This window comes from Caldibacillus sp. 210928-DFI.2.18 (assembly GCF_020554505.1).
GTDB classification, from domain to species: Bacteria; Bacillota; Bacilli; order Bacillales; family Caldibacillaceae; genus Caldifermentibacillus; species Caldifermentibacillus hisashii.
This window is the reverse complement of the sequence record NZ_JAJCHL010000062.1, coordinates 1-20,258: the sequence shown is the minus strand read 5'-3', so window position 1 is coordinate 20,258 and position 20,258 is coordinate 1. Positions and strand designations below refer to the sequence as shown.

The 20,258-nt window shown below is 35.6% G+C and carries 20 protein-coding genes and 1 other annotated feature; of the genes, 12 read left to right on the top strand and 8 right to left on the bottom strand.

From position 1 onward, the window contains the following. Positions 1 to 71: 71 nt before the first annotated feature. Positions 72 to 1,058, bottom strand: coding sequence for a tryptophan--tRNA ligase (gene trpS / locus LIZ98_RS12510; RefSeq protein ID WP_227139786.1), 987 nt, complete (start codon positions 1,056 to 1,058; stop codon positions 72 to 74). Positions 1,059 to 1,150: 92 nt separating this feature from the next. Next, positions 1,151 to 1,378 (bottom strand) — a binding site (T-box leader). A gap of 409 nt (positions 1,379 to 1,787) precedes the next feature. On the opposite strand from trpS, the gene spxA reads away from it, so the two are divergent. From spxA to pepF, 4 genes are all read left to right on the top strand, one after another. Then, on the top strand, positions 1,788 to 2,183 hold the full coding sequence (gene spxA / locus LIZ98_RS12505; RefSeq protein ID WP_034769143.1) for a transcriptional regulator SpxA: 396 nt from the start codon (positions 1,788 to 1,790) through the stop codon (positions 2,181 to 2,183). 348 nt (positions 2,184 to 2,531) lie between these two features. Further along, positions 2,532 to 3,197: an adaptor protein MecA gene (gene mecA, locus LIZ98_RS12500; protein WP_041846033.1), complete on the top strand. Its 666-nt coding sequence runs from the start codon at positions 2,532 to 2,534 to the stop codon at positions 3,195 to 3,197. A 168-nt stretch (positions 3,198 to 3,365) separates the two neighbouring features. Then, complete coding sequence (locus LIZ98_RS12495; protein WP_227139787.1) at positions 3,366 to 4,562, top strand: competence protein CoiA; 1,197 nt, start codon at positions 3,366 to 3,368, stop codon at positions 4,560 to 4,562. A 101-nt stretch (positions 4,563 to 4,663) separates the two neighbouring features. Continuing rightward, a complete protein-coding gene (gene pepF, locus LIZ98_RS12490) occupies positions 4,664 to 6,481 on the top strand; it encodes an oligoendopeptidase F (protein ID WP_227139788.1) in 1,818 nt (605 codons plus the stop codon). A 686-nt stretch (positions 6,482 to 7,167) separates the two neighbouring features. On the opposite strand, the gene LIZ98_RS12485 is transcribed toward pepF, so the two are convergent. From LIZ98_RS12485 to LIZ98_RS12470, 4 genes are all read right to left on the bottom strand, one after another. Further along, complete coding sequence (locus LIZ98_RS12485; protein WP_227139789.1) at positions 7,168 to 8,037, bottom strand: ClpXP adapter SpxH family protein; 870 nt, start codon at positions 8,035 to 8,037, stop codon at positions 7,168 to 7,170. After that, positions 8,034 to 8,444, bottom strand: a complete 411-nt coding sequence (locus LIZ98_RS12480) for a globin domain-containing protein (protein WP_034769151.1) — start codon at positions 8,442 to 8,444, stop codon at positions 8,034 to 8,036. Before LIZ98_RS12480 ends, LIZ98_RS12485 begins: the two co-directional genes overlap by 4 nt. A gap of 251 nt (positions 8,445 to 8,695) precedes the next feature. Continuing rightward, complete coding sequence (locus tag LIZ98_RS17995) at positions 8,696 to 9,307, bottom strand: lytic transglycosylase domain-containing protein (protein ID WP_108897804.1); 612 nt, start codon at positions 9,305 to 9,307, stop codon at positions 8,696 to 8,698. 22 nt (positions 9,308 to 9,329) lie between these two features. Next, entirely contained in the window at positions 9,330 to 9,914 is a 585-nt protein-coding gene (locus LIZ98_RS12470; protein WP_227091408.1) for a CYTH domain-containing protein, read from the bottom strand. A 355-nt stretch (positions 9,915 to 10,269) separates the two neighbouring features. Here LIZ98_RS12470 and yjbM point away from each other — a divergent pair, with 355 nt between their 5' ends. The 3 genes from yjbM (at position 10,270) to LIZ98_RS12455 (ending at position 12,825) form a co-directional block, all read left to right on the top strand. Further along, entirely contained in the window at positions 10,270 to 10,896 is a 627-nt protein-coding gene (yjbM, locus tag LIZ98_RS12465; protein ID WP_041847579.1) for a GTP diphosphokinase, read from the top strand. Between the two features lie 132 nt (positions 10,897 to 11,028). Continuing rightward, complete coding sequence (locus LIZ98_RS12460; protein WP_034769159.1) at positions 11,029 to 11,823, top strand: NAD kinase; 795 nt, start codon at positions 11,029 to 11,031, stop codon at positions 11,821 to 11,823. 81 nt (positions 11,824 to 11,904) lie between these two features. Next, the gene (locus LIZ98_RS12455) at positions 11,905 to 12,825 is read left to right on the top strand and encodes an RluA family pseudouridine synthase (RefSeq protein WP_227139790.1); all 921 of its coding nucleotides are present in this window, start codon (positions 11,905 to 11,907) and stop codon (positions 12,823 to 12,825) included. A gap of 147 nt (positions 12,826 to 12,972) precedes the next feature. On the opposite strand, the gene prpE is transcribed toward LIZ98_RS12455, so the two are convergent. Continuing rightward, entirely contained in the window at positions 12,973 to 13,710 is a 738-nt protein-coding gene (gene prpE / locus LIZ98_RS12450) for a bis(5'-nucleosyl)-tetraphosphatase PrpE (RefSeq protein WP_227091410.1), read from the bottom strand. A gap of 151 nt (positions 13,711 to 13,861) precedes the next feature. Here prpE and LIZ98_RS12445 point away from each other — a divergent pair, with 151 nt between their 5' ends. The 3 genes from LIZ98_RS12445 (at position 13,862) to LIZ98_RS12435 (ending at position 16,627) form a co-directional block, all read left to right on the top strand. Beyond that, positions 13,862 to 14,731, top strand: coding sequence for a MerR family transcriptional regulator (locus LIZ98_RS12445; RefSeq protein WP_227091411.1), 870 nt, complete (start codon positions 13,862 to 13,864; stop codon positions 14,729 to 14,731). Between the two features lie 221 nt (positions 14,732 to 14,952). Continuing rightward, a complete protein-coding gene (gene fabI, locus LIZ98_RS12440) occupies positions 14,953 to 15,732 on the top strand; it encodes an enoyl-ACP reductase FabI (RefSeq protein ID WP_034769167.1) in 780 nt (259 codons plus the stop codon). A 262-nt stretch (positions 15,733 to 15,994) separates the two neighbouring features. Then, complete coding sequence (locus tag LIZ98_RS12435; protein WP_309244560.1) at positions 15,995 to 16,627, top strand: Fic family protein; 633 nt, start codon at positions 15,995 to 15,997, stop codon at positions 16,625 to 16,627. 209 nt (positions 16,628 to 16,836) lie between these two features. Here LIZ98_RS12435 and LIZ98_RS12430 read toward each other — a convergent pair whose 3' ends face one another. Beyond that, entirely contained in the window at positions 16,837 to 17,766 is a 930-nt protein-coding gene (locus LIZ98_RS12430; protein WP_227139791.1) for an endonuclease I family protein, read from the bottom strand. A gap of 269 nt (positions 17,767 to 18,035) precedes the next feature. Here LIZ98_RS12430 and LIZ98_RS12425 point away from each other — a divergent pair, with 269 nt between their 5' ends. Next, positions 18,036 to 18,785, top strand: a complete 750-nt coding sequence (locus tag LIZ98_RS12425; protein WP_227139792.1) for a hypothetical protein — start codon at positions 18,036 to 18,038, stop codon at positions 18,783 to 18,785. 192 nt (positions 18,786 to 18,977) lie between these two features. On the opposite strand, the gene LIZ98_RS12420 is transcribed toward LIZ98_RS12425, so the two are convergent. Beyond that, positions 18,978 to 19,502, bottom strand: a complete 525-nt coding sequence (locus LIZ98_RS12420; RefSeq protein WP_034769172.1) for a CotY/CotZ family spore coat protein — start codon at positions 19,500 to 19,502, stop codon at positions 18,978 to 18,980. A gap of 143 nt (positions 19,503 to 19,645) precedes the next feature. Between LIZ98_RS12420 and LIZ98_RS12415 the strand changes: the two genes are divergently transcribed. Continuing rightward, entirely contained in the window at positions 19,646 to 20,005 is a 360-nt protein-coding gene (locus LIZ98_RS12415) for a DUF1360 domain-containing protein (RefSeq protein ID WP_034769174.1), read from the top strand. The last annotated feature ends 253 nt before the right edge of the window (positions 20,006 to 20,258 follow it).

Here is a 20,258-nt window from a genome sequence, read left to right as displayed (position 1 = left end):
TTGCGGGGCGCTCCAGTTTGTACGTCGCTAAGCGGGCGCTCTGCGCTTTTCTTACAGAAATCAATTGGATTTTATCTTTTCCGACCGAGTCCCATTGCTTTCTCCATTTTCCGTAACATTTTATTTGCGACCAGTGCAGCTTTTTCTGCCCCTTCATCTAAAATATTATCAAGTTCATCAGAATCGATTAATTCTTTATAACGGTCTTGTATCGGTTGCAGCGCATTAATAATTACTTCGGCGAGATCCGTTTTAAATTCACCATAACCTTTTCCTTCATATTTCTTTTCTAGATCTTCAATAGATATATTGCCAAAAATTGAATAAATCGACATTAAGTTAGAAACACCCGGTTTGTTTTCTTTATCGAATTTCACAACACCGTCTGAGTCGGTAACTGCGCTTTTAATTTTTTTCTCAATTTGCTTCGGTTCATCCAGCATAGAAATAAATCCTTTTTGATTTGGATCAGATTTGCTCATTTTTTTTGTTGGTTCCTGTAACGACATAATCCGAGCACCGACTTTTGGTAAATGAATTTCCGGAATCGTAAAGATATCATTATATTTTTTATTAAAACGTTCAGCCAGATCTCTAGTTAATTCAATATGCTGTTTTTGATCATCGCCAACCGGTACAAGATCAGCGCTATATAATAAAATATCAGCAGCCATCAGTGGTGGGTAGGTTAGAAGACCTGCTGAAACCGCCTCTTTTCCGGCTGATTTATCTTTAAATTGCGTCATTCTTTCCAATTCACCAATATAACTAATGCATTGCAACATCCAAGCTGCCTGGGCATGAGCGGGTACTTCCGATTGAATAAATAATGTAGCTTTATTTGGATCAAGCCCGACTGCTAAATATAATGCGGCCAAACTGCGGATATTTTTCTGTAATGTTTTTGGATCTTGCGGAACGGTAATGGCATGTTGGTCAACAATGCAAAAATAACAATTGTATTCATTCTGTAAGGCGACAAACTGTTTTAATGCCCCAATATAGTTACCGATTGTTATCATTCCGCTTGGTTGAATTCCTGAAAATATTGTTTTCATTGTAACGCCTCCATTATTTTTAAATCGATTACTCTGTAGTGCCTGCATTTTTAGATGGACTATTTACTGAAATAAAAAACCATCCGTCCAAAAGTAGGGACGAATGGTCATAAATCCGCGGTACCACCCTAGTTACCGAAATGGTCACTTTACCTTTAACGCAAGGCATACGCAAATGTCTACTAAACAGAAGAAAATTAGTCCCGTTGTTCGAATTTGACTCGAAAGTCCATTCCATCCGACTTGCAGTTTGTTTCCACCCGCCACAAACTCTCTATAATGCATAAGTAGAATGTACTAATCTTTCTCATCGCTTTACTTGTAATGATTATTTAAAAATGTATATCTGTATTATATGCAATTCATATATAAAAATCAATAAAGCAAGGGGAGAAAATCAATTGGAACCAAAACACAAAATGACAGTTTTCAATAAGACCAATGTAAATGATAATAAATACTCAAAAAAAACACCCGACTAATTTCCTATTGAGTATGATACTTTAGGAAATTAGTGTTATTCACCTTATTTTTATTCAATATAAATAGTAAGCTTTTTACGATTAACCGTCTCAAAAAAAATCAAAAATTATTTTAAAATATATACCCAATTTCTTGAAAATCATGTATAATTAAGAAAAAGATATTCCTATTTTAAATTAATTTTAATTTAAAGATGTTGAAATAAATATTCATATACAAAAATATCCAAAAGGAGCGATCGAAAGAATGGTTACATTGTACACTGCACCTAGTTGTACTTCTTGTCGGAAAGCAAGAGCTTGGCTAGAGGAACATAACATACCATTTAAAGAACGGAATATATTTTCCGAACCTTTGACAATTGAAGAAATCAAGGAAATTTTTCGGATGACAGAAGACGGTACAGATGAAATCATTTCAACACGTTCGAAAACTTTCCAAAAGTTGCATGTGAACTTGGACGCGCTTCCATTACAACAATTGTTTCAACTAATTAGAGAAAATCCGGGACTTTTACGCCGTCCGATTATTATTGACGAAAAACGGCTACAGGTCGGTTATAACGAAGATGAGATCCGCCGTTTCCTTCCAAGAAAAGTACGGACTTATCAATTAAGGGAAGCACAAAAACTTGTCAACTGATTGAAAAAACCAATCCCTTTACTGTTTTTAAAAAACGGTATATAATAAGTTAATCAGCCACCTTCATGCAAAAGTGCGTGAAGGTTTTTTTCTAAATATGGTTTTTTTAAAATACTATGACTTAAACTTACATGTACGGTTACCATATGGACATGTAGTTGAATTGGGTTGGTTACTTATTTTATAATAATTTAGTCTTTTTTATTTCCGTTCTTTTTGGTTTTGTCATAAAATAGGATTAGAAGACATACAATATGTTCATTTAGGCGGGAAAAAAGACGGACTTTTTTGGTTTTTTCAAGGGAACTTTACCCTTCAAATAAATGGTCGAGAAGGGAGCGTTATGAAATGGAGATCGAACGCATTAATGAGAATACATTAAAATTTTTTATTTCTTATGTAGATGTAGAAGAACGAGGATTTGATCGTGAAGAAATTTGGTATAGTCGTGAAAAAAGTGAGCAATTATTTTGGGAAGTAATGGATGAAGTAAACGAAGAAGAGGACTTTCCTTTCGACGGACCGTTATGGATTCAAGTTCAAGCTTTAGAGAAAGGATTGGAAGTATTTGTCACAAAAGCACAACTTACTAAAGACGGCGGTCGCTTGGAATTACCGCTTGAAGGAAAATTTAGTGCTTTTCCAATAACTGAGCAAGTAGATGACATACTTGACCACCATTTCCAATACAGTGAGCAAGAAGAAATGGAAGAGGTGGATGAACATTCGATTTCCTTTGTTGCTTACTTTAATGAATTCGATGATCTCATCCCGCTGGCCAAACGTTTGAATCCTGAAGGTGCTATAACGAAACTATACGCAGTTGAAAATTCTTATTACTTATATATAGACTTTCCGTTTGACGTTTTTACCGAAGAAGAAATTGATGATTGTTTGAGCATCATTCTCGAATATAGTATGGAATCACAACGAACGATTCATTTTTTACAAGAGTACGGGAAGGAAATTATTTCTGAAAATGTCTTTACGGTTATTCGGAAATATTTTCATTAAATGTAAAAATGACGATTTTGAATTCCATTTTTATAAAAAACCGGTTTTCTGCCAAGGAGAATCGGTATTTTTTTATGTTTTTATCCTTCAAAACGGTTATTTTCATCTTTTGACGAGTTTATGAAACCCGTTCATAATAAGGAACATCCGGGAAAGGAGGAGAATCATTTGTTCATTGCTAAAACGAGTTCAGGTGACTTTATATCCGTTTTAAATGGAACTTACGATGCAATTAAGGATATTAAAAAGCACGAACCGTTTTTTTGCCCTTCCTGCAATGGTGAATTAATTCTTAAAATGGGTGTGAAAAAAATTCCTCATTTTGCCCATAAGAGTAAATGTCCGATAAAACCGGAAGGAGAGTCAGAAATCCATTTGCTGGGAAAAAAGAAATTATATGAATGGTTAACCGTACAAGGATTTCAACCGAGAATGGAAGTATTTCTATCTGCCTTGAATCAACAACCTGATTTGCTGTTTGAATGGGGTGGAAAAAAAGTTGCAGTTGAATTCCAATGTTCGATCATACAGACAAACGAAATCAAGCGGCGGACATTAAATTATTTAAAATATTCATACTGGCCGCTTTGGATTGTTAATCAAAAACATGTAACAACACGATATGGATCTATGATTCATTTAAGTGAGTTTTTAACCGGTTTTATTAATAAAACTGCAAATGGAACTTCCTTTTTGCTTTCGTTTGATCCGGAAACCGACTGCCTCTATTTATATAACAATATTATTCCGTTCTCAATTAATCGTGCATATACGAGCATTAATAAATTTACCCTTAAGGATACATTGGTGAAAGTTCTATCACAAAAACGGCAATCTCACCGGTTTTACGAAAATTGGAATGACCAATTGGAAAAATGGATACAGAGGCTATCCCTAATGCCCAATGGAAGAAACAATCCCTTTTTACAGTTTTTATATCATCATCAAATTCATGTAACAGAACTTCCTCCTGAGATTGGCTTGCCGGTAAGAAATATGTTTCTTATTTATAATCATCCAATAGAATGGCAATTTTATATTTGGTTTTATTTTTTATATAGACGAAAAAAAGGAGAAGCTATTCCCGTTCAACAAATAAAATCATTTGTCGTTCACAGTTTGAAACAAATAATTAAATTCCGTGATTTAGTGCTCTTTTCCGAATCAGAACATTATCGTCCCGTTCATGATTATTTACAAATTTTAACCGATATTGGATTTTTCAGCAGAATTGGGGACAAATTAATTGTAAAGAAAGTACCAAAACGAATTGTCAATCCACATCTTTTCAGGCAAGAAAAAAGCAAGGATTTTTATCGTCGTTATAAAGCAATCATTTTAAAACCTTTTCTATTGACGGAATGATTAGATAGGGTTATTTTTAGAATTAACATATATTTCCTTTCATCTTTTTAGAATTGCATACATATATAGGAAATAAATTACCAATGAATGGAGGAGTTATGATGTCAACAGAAAAAGCAGTAAAAAAACTGCCGGCAAGAAATGAAATCCCGGTAAAGGATACATGGGCACTGGAAAATATTTTTGCAACAGACGAAAAATGGAAAGAGGAGTTTGAGCAGATTAAAGCGATAATTCCTAAAGCTTTTGAATTTCAAGGGAAACTTGGTGAAAATGCTGACGTTTTATATGAAGCATTGCAATATCAAGATGAAGTGATGATGCGACTGGGGAAATTGTATACATATGCCCATATGCGATATGATCAGGATACGACAAATTCTTTCTATCAAGGAATGAATGATCAAGCGAGAAATTTGTATACTCAGGCAGCAAGTGCTTTTTCCTTCGTTGTCCCCGAATTACTGGCGATTGATGAGAATAAAATTCGACAGTTTTTAACCGAAAAAGAAGAATTAAAGTTATATGAGCATGCTTTGGAAGAAATTAATTTGCAACGTCCGCATGTATTGTCACCTGAAGTAGAAGCGATTTTAGCCCAAAGTACAGAAGTGACGGATGCGCCGAGTAATACATTCGGCATGCTAAATAACGCAGACTTGGAGTTTCCATCTATTGTGGATGAAAACGGAGAAGAAGTCGAAATAACGCACGGCCGTTATATTCGCTTTTTAGAAAGTGCGGATCGCCGTGTGCGAAAAGATGCGTTTCATGCTTTATATGAAACGTATGGGAAATTTCGAAATACGTTTGCGAGTACACTAAGCGGACAAGTAAAACGCAATAATTTTTATGCTAATGTCCGTAAATACAAATCGGCACGGGAAGCCGCACTATCCGCCAACAATATTCCGGAGTCGGTATATGATAATTTAGTGGAAACAATCAATAAAAACTTGCCGCTTCTACACCGTTATGTCGCATTACGGAAAAAGGTGCTTGGACTTGATGAATTGCATATGTATGATTTGTATACACCGCTTGTTAAAGATGTCAAAATGGAAGTGACCTTTGAAGAGGCAAAAGATATCGTCTTAAAAGGATTGGCTCCAATGGGGGAAGAATATCTTTCCGTTTTAAAAGAAGGGTTTGCCAATCGCTGGGTAGATGTCCATGAAAATAAAGGAAAAAGAAGCGGGGCTTACTCATCCGGAGCGTATGGAACCGATCCGTATATATTGTTAAACTGGCAAGACAGTGTCAATAATTTGTTTACCCTTGCCCATGAATTTGGTCATTCGGTACATAGTTACTATACAAGGAAATACCAACCATTTCCTTATGGCGATTATTCGATTTTTGTTGCCGAAGTTGCCTCCACTTGTAATGAAAATTTATTAAGTGAGTATTTGTTAAAAACATTGGACGATGATAGAAAACGGCTGTACATTTTGAATAATTATTTGGAAACATTCCGTGGCACGGTATTCCGGCAGACCATGTTTGCTGAATTTGAACATGATATTCACATTCGTTCCCAAAAAGGGGAAGCATTGACGGCAGAATTACTGACAAACATTTATTATGATTTAAATAAAAAATATTTTGGTGATGATGTTGTTATTGACGAGGAAATTGGCTTAGAATGGGCGAGAATTCCACATTTCTACTACAACTATTATGTTTACCAATATGCAACGGGCTTAAGTGCATCAACGGCATTGAGTAAACAAATTTTAGAAGAAGGAGAGCCTGCCGTAGAACGATATATCGGTTATTTGAAATCCGGAAGCTCGGATTATCCAATCGAAGTGTTGAAAAAAGCCGGGGTGGATATGACAACGTCGGAACCGATCGAAAACGCCTGCAAAGTTTTTGAAGAGAAATTGACTGAAATGGAACGACTTTTAAATAGATAAATGAAGGTATGTGAAAAAGGGCAAGTTTGGGTGAATTCACCTGCAAAATTTGCCCTTTCTATACTGATACAAAAACTTATTTTGATTTATCACTCCAAGATACTTTCTACTATTAGACATTTTGACAATTTGTCACATAGTATTATTTTTTAAATCCTTTAAATTGGTTATGGTAATTTATGTAAGATAAAAATATTAAGATAGAAAAAAATAGGAAAGTTGCCGTCAGATACAATGGAAAAATTTTCAAAATACCAAAGAGATAACCGACAAAAGAAACAATGACTAATAAAATAAACCCACCTATATACCAACGATTCATATGATCACTCTCATTAGATAATTTGTCCTTATCATTTTATGTAGCGGTGCGGTACAGTATGATAGGTGGGTGAAATTTGTCCCAGTATGACAAAAAATGTGTCGAAAATGTGAAATATATAATAATGACTTGCACAAAGGTTGAGGATTTGATATTATAGTGGTGTGAAGTTATTCACAAACAAACATATACCCCTTTGTTTGACCGTGAAAATTTCTCCCATCCCCTTTGTTCGTAACATGGAAGAGAGGTACAGTGGACCACCCATCTGCTGGACCTCTCTTTCTATTTACCATTTGTTAATGTAAAAAAAAAGACTGCTTAATAAAGTCAAACTACTTTATCAAACAGTGCTTATATCTTGTCATTTTTTATTATTGTAATTTATGCGCCAAAATGTACCGTGTTCGGTATGAATACGTTCAACAACTTGCTGGAGCAGCAACTTTTTCATTTCTAATTCCACTTGTAAATGAGGTAAATCGTAAACAAATGCGATATCATCCGTGGAGACAATTTCATGATAACGAATAAATGATAATAAAGGCGGTAATGAATTGCTGACAGGACGTTCTCCCAATATATCAGTCATAATTTCAATATATACTTCATAAGGATTTACACCTGCTAATTTCAGTCCTTCTTCTTCAACATTATTGTTAAAGAAAACAATTGTTGGTGTTTCCGTTACGTCCATTTCATTAGAAATTTTCAGATCACACTGGAAAGCATGGGAAGTGCTTTCTGAATGTATATCTTTATAAAATTCATCCACATCCAATAAGGAATCATGGGCACATTTAATAAGCGTATTTAATTCCGTAATATCTTCACCTTTTAAATAAAAATATTCCTGAAGTTTCCGCAAAAAACGAATTCCTGCTTTTTTTCCTTGCAATTCAGCAGCTTTTACGGCAATGGACGCTAAAAACGGGGAAGTTAAATTCAAGTCCGCTTGAATATCATCACAATCAATACATTTTCTGCGAACCGTTTTTTCTAATTTCTTTGTTATCGATTTGCGTGGTCCGGAATTTAAGTCTGTCAACTTGCCGCTTAATACATAAGTTAAACTGAAGTAATGACCGTATTCAAATTGTAATTTTTTTATAATCGGTTCTAGAGCAAAACAGTCTGAACATAGCGGATCGATAAATAAATACATTTCAAGCGGTCTGTCACTACCGCTAATCAAGCTAGATAAATTGAAATCATAACGATTTTTGTCGATCACTGGACCTCACCTTTTCTACTTTCATATTCATCATCGGTATTAACCATATGGTGGGCAGTAATTACTAACCGCGAAAAAAACTCTTCCCGGATCGGACCGGAAAAACCTACTTCATCCATTGCTTGAGACATGCAAGTTAGCCATGCGTTTGCCCTTTTTGGAGTAATAGGGAAAGCAAGATGTCTCATCCGCAATCTCGGGTGGCCATGTTCAGATGTATATAAAGGAGGTCCGCCTAAAAACTGGGTTAAGAATTGCTTTTGTTTTCTGGCTGTTTCTCGCAAATCATCCGGAAAAATTGGTGACAAATCCGGATGCAGTTTAACTCTTTTATAAAATGCATCCACGATTTTATGCAATGTTTCTTCCCCGACCATTTCAAACTGTGAAATTATTTTCCTTTCCATAACGGATAACTCCTTTATTTCACTTTGGATATATTTTAACAGCGTAGAAGAATTAACTCAAATAAATAGCTTTTTCATGATAGGCTGAGCAATTCATCGTAGTCAAGTTGAAAACTGAGAAGCACAATAAAATGTGAAAAAATGAGCATGCAAAAAAGGATTAAACGATTGCCTATTAACTCCAATTCATCAAAACATCACCCGGTTAATTTTCCACCGGGTGTTTTATTTCGAATATTTTATAATGGAGCTTATACGATAACATCTTTCAAAATTTTAGCTACGTAATTTTTTGTTTCTTTAAAAGGGGGAATCCCGTTATATTTTTCGACATTGCCAGGTCCGGCATTGTAAGCAGCCAGAGCCACATCAAGTGAACCGTAACGGTCAAGCATTTGCCGTAAATATTTTGCACCAGCCATTATATTTTCTCTCGGATCATCAATATTCATAACGCCTAAACTTTTGGCGGTAGATGGCATTAACTGCATCAGTCCCCGTGCTCCACTGGGACTAACCGCATAAATATTAAAATTTGACTCTTGTTTGATCACAGAAACGAGCAAGGAAACAGGTAAATTGTAAGTTTTTGCTGCCTCTTCAATTATCGGTTGCAGTTGTTCATCAGCAATCTTTACGGCTGGTTTTATATTTGTTTGCAAAGAAGGTAAACCGTTTCCGGCAGGGGAAACAGCTATAGTAGCATTCTTTGTTTCATTATTTATATTTTGTAATACTAATAACTGTTCGAGCATGGAAGAAAACAACGGAGAACTGCCGGACGATGAAGAATTCCCGCTCAAACTGTCCATATCTCTCAAAGCATTAATTTCTAAAATTGTTTTGATTTGTTGTATATTCATCGACACACAACCTCTTCAACATTTATACGGACCGCTTTTTTCGCCATACATTATAAAAACGTTGTACTTTATTTTCTGTCTTTCTTACGGGAATGTTCAAAGATGTTAACAGACGAGTAATATGTTTGTACGCTTTTGGGTCCGTCACTTCATATTCTACCTCAAAATCTTCTTTATTTAAATAAAAACTTTTATCCAGTACTAAAAGCCCCTCATAAAACGGAATTTCAGCCCTGGAAGTAGTCAATGTACCGAAATGACTAATTTTTTCAAGCGAAATTTGCATTGACTTTAATTTTTTTTCGATTGCTCCTTTAGGAAAAACTTCATGTTCAAGTAACAAATCCCGCTCAACTTCTGATATAGGTTCATTTGTTTCCAAAAGCCCCTCGTCATTTGGTTCTTTTAATGTTAACTCCATATGCCCCTCTTTCGTTCTAATTCGGAGAGCGCAACCGGCTTTTTTTAGCGCAAAGTCATCGGTGTCAAAATAGTCATTTACTTGGAGAAAAAAATCATTTTCGGTTACCCCTAAAAATTGTTGCAATCTAATAAATTCATCTTTTGTCAATACATTTTTAAATTCAATTTCTAAATGATTTTCCATAATTTACCCCCACATAATTGAATGAATCGAAATCACGATCTCAAAATTTTTCTTTATAACCTTCGTATAATTATTTTGAGCGAATATCTAATCTTTTTGCGACTGTATGGTAAAATAATATCAGATTACCATATAAAAACTGAAGAAATAAATTTGACATATCGGTAAATGCCGATTGGTCGGAAGGATACGGTGTGGGTCATACAAACGTTATCACAAAGACTACGCATTTAGGATGTATTCCTTCTGATCAGCAGATAAAAAAACCGCTGGAAGTAGTACCTAATTTTAATAAAATCAATGTGGTTGATATAACACGGAAGAAGTGTGCGTTATGTACAGAGGTGATTTCAAAATGAATTGGGAAGAGTTTTTAGAACCCTACCGGCAAGCTGTTGAGGAGTTAAAAATAAAATTAAAAGGGATTCGCAGACAATTTGAATTAGAAAAAACACATTCATCAATTGAATTTGTGACCGGTCGTGTTAAACCGATCGCAAGTATACTAGACAAGGCAAAACAAAAAAATATTCCTTTAGATGAATTACATACGATGTACGATATAGCCGGACTGCGGATTATGTGTCAGTTCGTTGATGATATAAAAAAAGTTGTTGAGCTGCTTAGAAACCGTAATGATTTAGAGATTGTTGAGGAGAAAGATTATATATCGCATAAAAAAGCGAGCGGTTATCGATCTTATCATGTCATTATCAGTTATCCGGTCCAGACAATTCATGGTGAAAAGAAAGTGTTGGCGGAAATTCAAATTCGTACATTAGCCATGAATTTTTGGGCGACGATCGAACATTCTCTAAATTATAAATATAACGGTCAATTCCCGGAAGATATCCAGTTCCGACTTCAGCGGGCAGCAGAAGCAGCGTTTTTGCTTGATGAAGAAATGTCGGAAATTAGAGAAGAAATTAGGGATGCTCAAAGATTTTTTTCCAGTAAAAAAGATTATCCACAAGATGCTTAACACTAAAAAGCTTATTTTTTCAAAAAGCTATTGGTTCCTGTACAATCATTTTGTGGCATGCATCATTTAGCAAAAAAATTTCTGAAAACCTTTTGGGAGCCAATTATAAATTAAACATGGGGGTGCAAAGATTTGAAATTTGCCATCGTTTCAAAAGGGGATGAAAAGTCGAATACGTTATCCGAGAAATTGAAAAGCTATTTGACCGATTTCAAATTGGAATATGATGAAATAGAGCCCGAAATTACGATTTCGGTAGGGGGAGACGGTACACTGTTATCAGCTTTTCAACGTTATCGCCATCGTCTTAATGATACAGCATTTGTCGGTATTCATACCGGTCATTTAGGATTTTATGCAGATTGGATGCCGGATGAAATTGAAAAACTTGTCATCGCTATTGCCAAAACAAAATGTCGGATTGTCGAATATCCGTTACTTGAAGTCATTATTTATTATAATAACGAAAGAAAAGAAGAACATTATCTGGCATTGAACGAAGCGACCATTAAAAGTGTAGAAGGTACCTTTGTAATTGATGTTGAGATTAAAGATGAATTGTTTGAAAGATTTCGAGGAGATGGGTTATGTGTTTCCACTCCATCCGGAAGCACTGCCTACAATAAAGCGTTGGGAGGGGCCATTATTCATCCGTCATTGGAATCAATCCAGATTGCCGAAATGGCTTCGATCAATAATCGCGTTTTTCGGACAATCGGTTCGCCGTTAATTTTACCGGCCCATCATAAATGTATTTTTCGACCTGTAACCCATAAAGATTTCTTAATCGGAATCGATCATTTAACATTTGTTCAGAAAGATATCCAGTCGCTGCAATTTCGAGTGGCTGATCAAAAGATTCGTTTTGCCAGATACAAACCGTTCCCGTTCTGGTCAAGAGTCCGTGCGTCATTTATCGATGAATAGTTGATTTTTTCCTTGGAAGCCATTTGTAGAAATAATGACAAGCACTTACTATTGTTAAAACAAAGGAGTTAGAAATGATTTATGGCAAAACCTTTCATACTTGAATGGGTCATTACAGAAAATGATCACGGAAAAACAACGAGACAATACTTACAAGAGCGGGGAATTTCTAAAACTTCATTAACCGATATAAAGCTTCATGGCGGCAATATTTTAATAGACGGCATTCATGTAACGGTACGGCATGTTTTAAAAAAGGGGGAGCAGTTAACCGTTATTTTTCCGGTTGAGGAGCCCAGCCAAACTCTCTTACCTGAAAAAATCCCTCTTCACATTGTTTACGAAGATGATTATGTACTGGTTATAAATAAACCGGCATTTATGAATACGATACCGTCCAGAGAGCATCCGACCGGAAGTCTAGTCAATGCGGTAATGGGTTATTATAAGGGAATTGGCTTAACGGCAGCTCCTCATATTATCACAAGGCTTGACCGAAATACATCAGGACTTGTTTTAGTGGCTAAATATCGTCACATCCATCATATTCTAAGCAAACAGCAACAGGAAAAACAGGTAAAACGGGAATATGAAGCATTTGTTGAAGGAATCGTCGCGGAAAACAACGGGATGATTGAAGCACCCATTGGTCGAAAACAGGACAGTATTATCGAACGTACTGTAGCAGATGACGGTCAATACGCCTGCACCCATTTTCAAGTTGTTGAACGATATAAACATAAACAGATTACGCATGTTAGGGTAATGCCGGAAACCGGTAGAACGCATCAAATTCGCGTACATATGGCTCATATCGGTCATCCGTTAGTGGGAGATGATTTATATGGCGGTTCACAGTTCTTTTTGAACCGCCAGGCTTTACATTGTCGGCGTCTTCATTTTCTACATCCTGATATGGAAAAAACGATGGAGTTTTCCGTACCATTGCCGAGAGATATGGAGAAGCTTTTGGAGATTTCAGCAGGTGACTCGGATCATTGAAAAAGTACAAAAATATTACTTTAATTGATTTTCCGGACACGATATTTAGTTGGTTTATTCACAGGATATGAAGCAAGTGAACGAATTCAAACATTTTTTTAGAGGGGCGGATATGCCCCAGTTTTGCCATGAAAAATAAAAAAACTTTTAAGGGAATTTTGTGAATTTTTCCGAAACATATTTTTGGTGAGAAGGAACTTGAATGATCTCCATTTCCGGATAGCGAAGGGCCGTTAATTTGCCACCGAATACACAACCGGTATCAATATTATATGTATGATTTACAATTCTTACATTATGGACGGGAGTATGACCGTAAACAATGATCCGATTGCCTTGATAATATTTTGCCCAATCTTTTCGAACCGGTCTCCCATCCGAAAGTTTTTCCCCGTTAACATCCCCATACAAAACAAAGGTTTGAACTTCTTTATTCGTACGACCGATAAAATCTTCGCGGATTCCGGCATGGGCGATGATTAATTTTCCGCCATCCAATTGCAAATACATGGGTGCTTCTTCATATAATTTGATAAATTTTGTCCGAATTTCTCGTTGCTTTTCTACCGGCAAATGTTCATATTCAGCAACCGTTGTCTCTAATCCATGAGATATTTGCACGTTATTTCCGAGAAAATAACGATATAATTTATTACAATGATTCCCTGGTGTATAAACTGCTTGATTTTGCTTAACAAGTGAATAAACAAGTTCAATTACTTTCACGGAATCCGGACCCCGATCCGTTAAGTCGCCTAAAAAGGCAAGTGTTCGATCTTGATTATTCTTTATTTCATCACCAAAAAACTGATAACCTAATTTATCCAATAACTCCATTAATTCCTCATAGCAACCATGGACATCTCCAATAATATCGAATTTCATACAATTGAATCCCTTCTTTACAATTTAAAGCAGAACATCCTTTAACGAGGGTATTTTTTACTATAAACGAAAAATTGTTTTAATGAAACTTATATTTAGGTTGACTATTACCTTAGGGATTAGTCTATGATTATTTTGTGAGGTGATCGTTATGTTCATACATGAGGTTTGCAAAAAATGTTCCTTAACAAAAAAGGCGATATATTATTACGAAAAGCATGGGCTTATTCGTCCGAACATTGGAGAAAATGGATATAGAAATTATAGTGAAGAAGATGTATCGACATTAAAGGAAATTTTTGTTCTGAGAAAGTTGGGATTAACGATTTCTGAAATTAAAAATGTCCTTTTGAGTAGTAATAAGGCTGTGTCCCTGTTAAAGTACAAATATTTAATGGATTTAAAGAGGGAAAAAGTAATGGAACAACAAAAATGCCTTGAACTACTTATTGAAAACTATAATGTTGATAAAGGAATAGAATATATTGACATTCATCTCAACAGGTCTTTTACCATTAAAGAAAAATTAATTCAGGCTTTTCCGGGCGTATACGGTATATTTTTGTCTGTTCATTTCGGTCAATTTCTAAATGAAAAAGCAGATACGGCAGAAAAAGAGGAAGCATATGGTAAAATTGTCGATTTTTTGGATAAAGTGAGAATAACGCGGGAAATGGAAGAATATTTAGAAAGTGTTATTCCCTTAACGGATCAGGAAGTCATTGAAAAAATGAATAGTACTTTCCTAAATGCAGTTAAAGATATCGAAAACTATATTGTTAACAATCAACAGGAAATTGAGGAGTATATCAAATTTCGGAATTCGAAAGCTTATAAGTCAACACCTGCTTTCAAATTGCAACAATTGTTGGTAGAGTTTCAGCAAAGTAGCGGCTATGATGAAGTTTTTGTTGAAAATTTGAAGATTTTGAGCGCTTCTTATCTGGAATATTCAGAGAAACTTCAAGAAGCAAACAAAATATTGCTTGAAAGGTATCCCCAAACAGCAAAATTTTACTGAACTTTTCCTAAAGATCGGTGAGGTACTGGGGTATGTGTTTCTTTTGTTCGGAATGACAACAATTATTGGTAGAAAACGATAAAATTAGTCGTACACATTATTTTCAACCATTTTCTTACTTTTCAATTTGCGAAGAATATAGTACTATTAGTAGTAGGTACTAATAACATGTAATAAACAGGAGTTTGGAATACATTGAATTTTGAAACGGAGGAAGAAATATGGTATTGTCGCTAAAAGGGAAAACATTTGTCATTATGGGTGTTGCCAACAAAAGGAGTATTGCTTGGGGAATTGCCCGGTCTCTCGACAAGGCTGGTGCCCGACTGATTTTTACATACAACCAAGATCGCATGCTTAAAAATGTGAAAGAATTAGCGGAAACATTAGAAGGCAAAGATTATTTGTTGCTGCAATGTGATGTGACAGTTGATGAAGATATTACTGCTTGTTTTCAAGAAATAAAAAATCAAGTCGGTACAATTCACGGTGTTGCGCACTGCATCGCATTTGCCAACCGGGAAGATTTAGAAGGTGAATTTGTCGATACGTCCCGTGACGGCTTTTTGCTGGCCCAAAACATCAGTGCCTATTCTTTGACGGCCGTAGCCAAGGAAGCCAGACCGCTTATGACTGAAGGCGGAAGTATTATTACTCTTACATATCTAGGTGGCGAACGGGTTGTCACGAATTATAATGTGATGGGTGTTGCGAAAGCTTCGTTGGATGCAAGTGTTAAATATTTGGCGAATGATCTTGGAAAGGACGGTATTCGCGTTAATTCGATATCGGCGGGACCGATTCGAACATTATCTGCTAAAGGAATTCGTGGTTTTAATTCCGTATTAAATCAAATTGAAGAAAAGGCACCGCTACGGAGGACCGTGACGCAAGAAGAAGTGGGCGATACCGCATTATTTTTATTCAGTGATTTATCTCGCGGAATTACCGGGGAAAATATTCATGTCGATGCCGGATTCCATATTTTAAGCGGGATTTAATTTTTAAAGCTAGTTCGATAAATTGATCGGCAATGTCAGTTTTCTACATGACTTATGGGAAGTAAGCAAAGTCCGGCATCACGTCTTATTTCTTTAAGTGTGTGGTATGATGAAAGGAAGTATGCGTTAGGAAAGTAGAAATTGAAAAATTTATACTTTCCTATTAGCTAATGAAAGGAAAGGGATGTCACTTGGAAAAATACAGGGAAGTTTTGAAATTGTGGCAGTCCTATCAAATCAATTCGGCTGAAGATTTAGATAAATATTTGAAAGCGGTAAAGTTATCAATTTCAGTGGCAGCCCTCGTGCTATATTTGAACAATATAATCAAAAACTGTGTTATGAGTATTTAAAAGAAAAAATAATAAAAAGAGAAAAATTAAGTGTTGATCTTATTAAAGAAATTGATAAGATTTTAACCGGCGGAACGTATGATGAAAAGCGATACATTGTCAATGAAGAGCGCCCGGGCGAGTTTAAAAAACATGATTATGTTACTGGTATTTTGGAAGTTGGTTCTTCTGCTGAAAATGTAGAAAGTGACATGATCCAATTGATTGAAGAAGTGAATGAGTATGACGGAAAAGAAATTTTAAAAGTGGCGACGTATTTCCATGCCCGTTTTGAATATATTCATCCTTTTGCAGACGGAAACGGCCGGGTAGGCAGAACAATGATGAATTATTATTTGATGACGCATAACCATCCCCCTTTCATCGTTTATAATGAGGATAAAAAATTATATTATGAGTGTCTGCAAAAGTATGATGAAACAGAAGATTTGAATCCTCTGTATAAATTTTTTAAATATGAGACGGAAAAGACTTGGAAAAAGGCTTTAGAGCTTGCAAATGGAGAAGTGCGTGAACGAAAAGGACTGGAAGATTATACGTAATATAAAATGATAAAAACACTTGCTAATGAAACTTGGTTATGTTCTATTTTGTGAGGGGAAAAACATGGATGAAAAATATGCAGAAGATGAATTATAACCTGTTTCCGGGATGTAAAAAGATTCTTTCAACAACATAATACAATAAAATAAATAGAGCACACTGATTGGTAATATGTTTATTGTGACCAGTGTGCTTTTTTATAGAGTTTTTACGGCCAGATGATACCGGCTAACTCAGGAAAGTCGATAAACGGGTTACGGTTGCCTTGGATCTCATAAATAGCAAGATTGCGGTGTTTTTCGTAAACGGTCACCGGAAAATCCCGATTCCATTTTAACAATACAGGTATATGTATTTTTTTCATAATTGATTTCTTTATAGCATCCGGGTAGCGAACGAAAAAATAGAGCATTGCCCGGGCAACCGTCCCTTTGCCGTATTCCGGTTCAAAATATTCCCCGGAAGCAACTCCGCAATGATTACGAATCGGTTCTGTTTCTGATTCGGGATTATAAAAAGCATGGTCGCCATACGGTAAATTGGAACGTAATGTATTGCAATCCGGCTGACAAACAAATAAATGATGAAGATCTCCTTTCATCGGTTCCGCTGCATTGAACCAACTTTGAGGAACAATATGCTCTGTGTTAAATTTTGACTCATAATCGATTGATTTCACTCTTTTTAACATTTCATGCTTATTCAAATATAACTGGTTTAATTCCTGAAATTTTTCATACCGCTCATTGACGGTCATAAAATCATCTAAAAGAAATGTATCCGGATCATTAATTTTTCCTGAATAAATACTTTTCATTGTACCGTCCGGTTGTAAATCGACCCATGTATATAAATACATATCTTTACTCAAAAAATAAGGAATGATATTTTTATGCGTCTTTTTTAAATAGGAATGGAGGGAATAAAATACATTTTTTCCTTTCCCATGAAGGTTCAACTTTCTATAATACTTTTTCATGAACTGAGCATCTTTTTCCTTATCATAGTAGATATTCTCGTTTTCTTTTATTCTTTTAAGATTATTTTTTAACAAAACAATTGCTGCATTTTTTGCTATGATTCCCGGTTGATCAAACTCGGTCAAATCAAGTTTTATATCCTCACGATGATTTTCCAAAAAAACCCTTCCCCTCAAAACGATAGATTTCCTGACCGGTACCTAAAAAGGATCCGTAAATTTTACACAAGATTGGTATAATCCGTATTACGTACAACCCGAAAAACGGTATTTGAATGCAAATTTTCAGAACAAGAACTTTTTATGCGTTTACCTTTATCTTTATTTTACATAAATAAGTGTTCTTTTCCATTGATTAAGCAATTAACACAATTGCTTTTTTCCGCATACAAATAATAAGGCAGAATTTGTGTGAAAGGGGACAAAGCATGAAACAGAGCGCTAAAGGTAAAAAATGGAAACCAACCATGTTTATTCAACAGCCCGATTATATGATAGGAAATGTAAATGTTCAAAATGAGTATCGTTTTTTTATCGATTTTTATCATGATCGTGGTGGGGGCGAACATATTATGGATGAAAAAGAAAGAACTCAAGCAGAAGCGACAGATGAGGAAAAAAAACAGGATGGTCAAATGAGCAATCAAGAAAAAGAAAACAATACAGAAGACTTTATTGAAAAAATAAGTGGCGAGCTAATACTGGAAGAGGCGGTTAATGAATTAGACCTAATGAATAATAAAGACATGCAAACTTATGAAGAACATGGAACAGACACACCGGATGTCGAGGGTAATTTAATTATAGAAGAAAGTGAAGATGATGATACATTTTCAGAAGGTAAGGATTTTTCCTTAGCAGATCTAGAAGTAGTTGAAACAGATCGGAAGGAAACCGGGGGTACGCATGTAGAAGAAATGAATGAGGCTCGAGATGATACAGAAGAAACGCTGAATAAGGAAAAATTGGAACGGAGACGAGAGATTAGACAGCTGGTCAGACGGTTGGCATTTTATCCGAATGTATTGGAGCGGCCGGTTTGTGAAGCGAAAATTAATGGGGATAAAGTATGGATTCAAATTCTTAGCAAACGGGGAGATCAAGTACGAATCAGGAGAAACAGAAAAATTGAGACCATTCATATTGATGAAATTGAAGAGCTTGAGGTTCAAACATAAAAAGAATAGGAAAGAATACACGCAAATGGAGATGCAACCCGGGACCTTGATTTAAAGCAGGTTGCAACTCCATTTTTTTATTTATCCGTCATGTACGGTCACTCGAAGCAAAGGTGGGAGATAGGTGCAAGTAAACTTCCCAATAAAAATAGTAGTACAGACTCATAAGTCTATACTACATCTAAAAAATTCTTAACCTGTAAAAGGTCCTGGTGTTACTGCCGGATGACAATTAACGCCACAGAAGCAGTCCAAGTCAACCGTAATGCATATACCGGTGTTTACATATCTGCCAAATGCACCTTGGTCTAAGAAAAAGAATAGTAAGTTCGCTAACCCAACTTGTGTTTTCTCATCGTTTGTCGTTTGTGTTACAGGAACGGCTTGTAGAAGTTCTAATGTTGCACAACAAGTTTCGGGATCGACATCTACAACACGGAAAGCGATTGATTCATATACATTTACATCAGGACCGGTACCGGTTCTTCTGATTCCCCTTCCGACAAAGTATTCACATGTACCTTTACAAATCAAAGAGACCGGGATGGTTGTATAGGGACTGGTTGCATTTAATCCGCCGCATAGTTCCTGAAGAGAGGTAGAACATCCACTGGTGCAATGACTATTGGCAGGGTCCACTTTTTCTTGGGCTTCTAAAATGTCAAGTAATATATCACAAACACAGTTATGGTCGAATGTATCTGGTTTAATGCCCATTATCTTTCCTCCTTATCAGTATTTCATATTCACTTACAGACTATGTGAGAAGGCTAATAACGGTATCGGTAAAACGCCTATTTTTAGTTTTTTTAATTATAAAGATGAGATTTCTTTTATATATTGAAGGAGGAGGGATTTTTATGTTTAGTATTGATGGGTGGTCATTTTTTTTAATTGGATTAGCAACTTTCCGATTAACCCGTTTGATTGTCTTTGATAAAATAACCGAAATGATACGGATGCCTTTTTTTGATGAGGTGGAAGAAGTGAATCCAGCTGGTGACAAAGAAGTGTATTTAGTACCGAAACAAGGAAAGTTCAAAAGATGGATTGGGGAATTATTAAGTTGCTATTGGTGTACCGGGATATGGGTAAGTCTTTTTTTAGTTTTCCTGTATTCTTTTTATCCCATTATTGCGGAACCGTTCATTGTTATTTTAGCTGTAGCTGCAATTGGGGCAATAATTGAGACAATAATAAGCGCTTTTCTGGGCAAATAGAATGAACAAAGTTTTTAAAAATTTCGTAGACTAATATAAATAGTTAGAAAAGGGGTTAGGACATGAGAAGTAGAACAATGAAAAAATCGATGGAATTAAAACAACCGAAAACAACAATGAAGAAGAAAAAAAATTGTGGTTGTGGAAGAAGAAGAAAAAGGGAAACCGACCAATAATAAATAATAAAGTGAAACTTCTATCAGTGGGGTTTTTTACCCCACTGATGGTTAGTTGAACCAATCGGGCACTTACG

What these genes read in the sequence shown, in the direction of transcription:
- LIZ98_RS17995 (WP_108897804.1), bottom strand. Translation starts at nt 9,307, where the DNA reads ATGAATATACAACAAATCAAAACAATTTTAGAAATTAATGCTTTGAGA.
- LIZ98_RS12425 (WP_227139792.1), top strand. Translation starts at nt 18,036, where the DNA reads ATGAAACAGAGCGCTAAAGGTAAAAAATGGAAACCAACCATGTTTATT.
- prpE (WP_227091410.1), bottom strand. Translation starts at nt 13,710, where the DNA reads ATGAAATTCGATATTATTGGAGATGTCCATGGTTGCTATGAGGAATTA.
- LIZ98_RS12480 (WP_034769151.1), bottom strand. Translation starts at nt 8,444, where the DNA reads ATGGAAAGGAAAATAATTTCACAGTTTGAAATGGTCGGGGAAGAAACA.
- LIZ98_RS12420 (WP_034769172.1), bottom strand. Translation starts at nt 19,502, where the DNA reads ATGGGCATTAAACCAGATACATTCGACCATAACTGTGTTTGTGATATA.
- LIZ98_RS12445 (WP_227091411.1), top strand. Translation starts at nt 13,862, where the DNA reads ATGTTCATACATGAGGTTTGCAAAAAATGTTCCTTAACAAAAAAGGCG.
- yjbM (WP_041847579.1), top strand. Translation starts at nt 10,270, where the DNA reads ATGAATTGGGAAGAGTTTTTAGAACCCTACCGGCAAGCTGTTGAGGAG.
- trpS (WP_227139786.1), bottom strand. Translation starts at nt 1,058, where the DNA reads ATGAAAACAATATTTTCAGGAATTCAACCAAGCGGAATGATAACAATC.
- mecA (WP_041846033.1), top strand. Translation starts at nt 2,532, where the DNA reads ATGGAGATCGAACGCATTAATGAGAATACATTAAAATTTTTTATTTCT.
- pepF (WP_227139788.1), top strand. Translation starts at nt 4,664, where the DNA reads ATGTCAACAGAAAAAGCAGTAAAAAAACTGCCGGCAAGAAATGAAATC.
- LIZ98_RS12455 (WP_227139790.1), top strand. Translation starts at nt 11,905, where the DNA reads ATGGCAAAACCTTTCATACTTGAATGGGTCATTACAGAAAATGATCAC.
- LIZ98_RS12415 (WP_034769174.1), top strand. Translation starts at nt 19,646, where the DNA reads ATGTTTAGTATTGATGGGTGGTCATTTTTTTTAATTGGATTAGCAACT.
- fabI (WP_034769167.1), top strand. Translation starts at nt 14,953, where the DNA reads ATGGTATTGTCGCTAAAAGGGAAAACATTTGTCATTATGGGTGTTGCC.
- spxA (WP_034769143.1), top strand. Translation starts at nt 1,788, where the DNA reads ATGGTTACATTGTACACTGCACCTAGTTGTACTTCTTGTCGGAAAGCA.
- LIZ98_RS12470 (WP_227091408.1), bottom strand. Translation starts at nt 9,914, where the DNA reads ATGGAAAATCATTTAGAAATTGAATTTAAAAATGTATTGACAAAAGAT.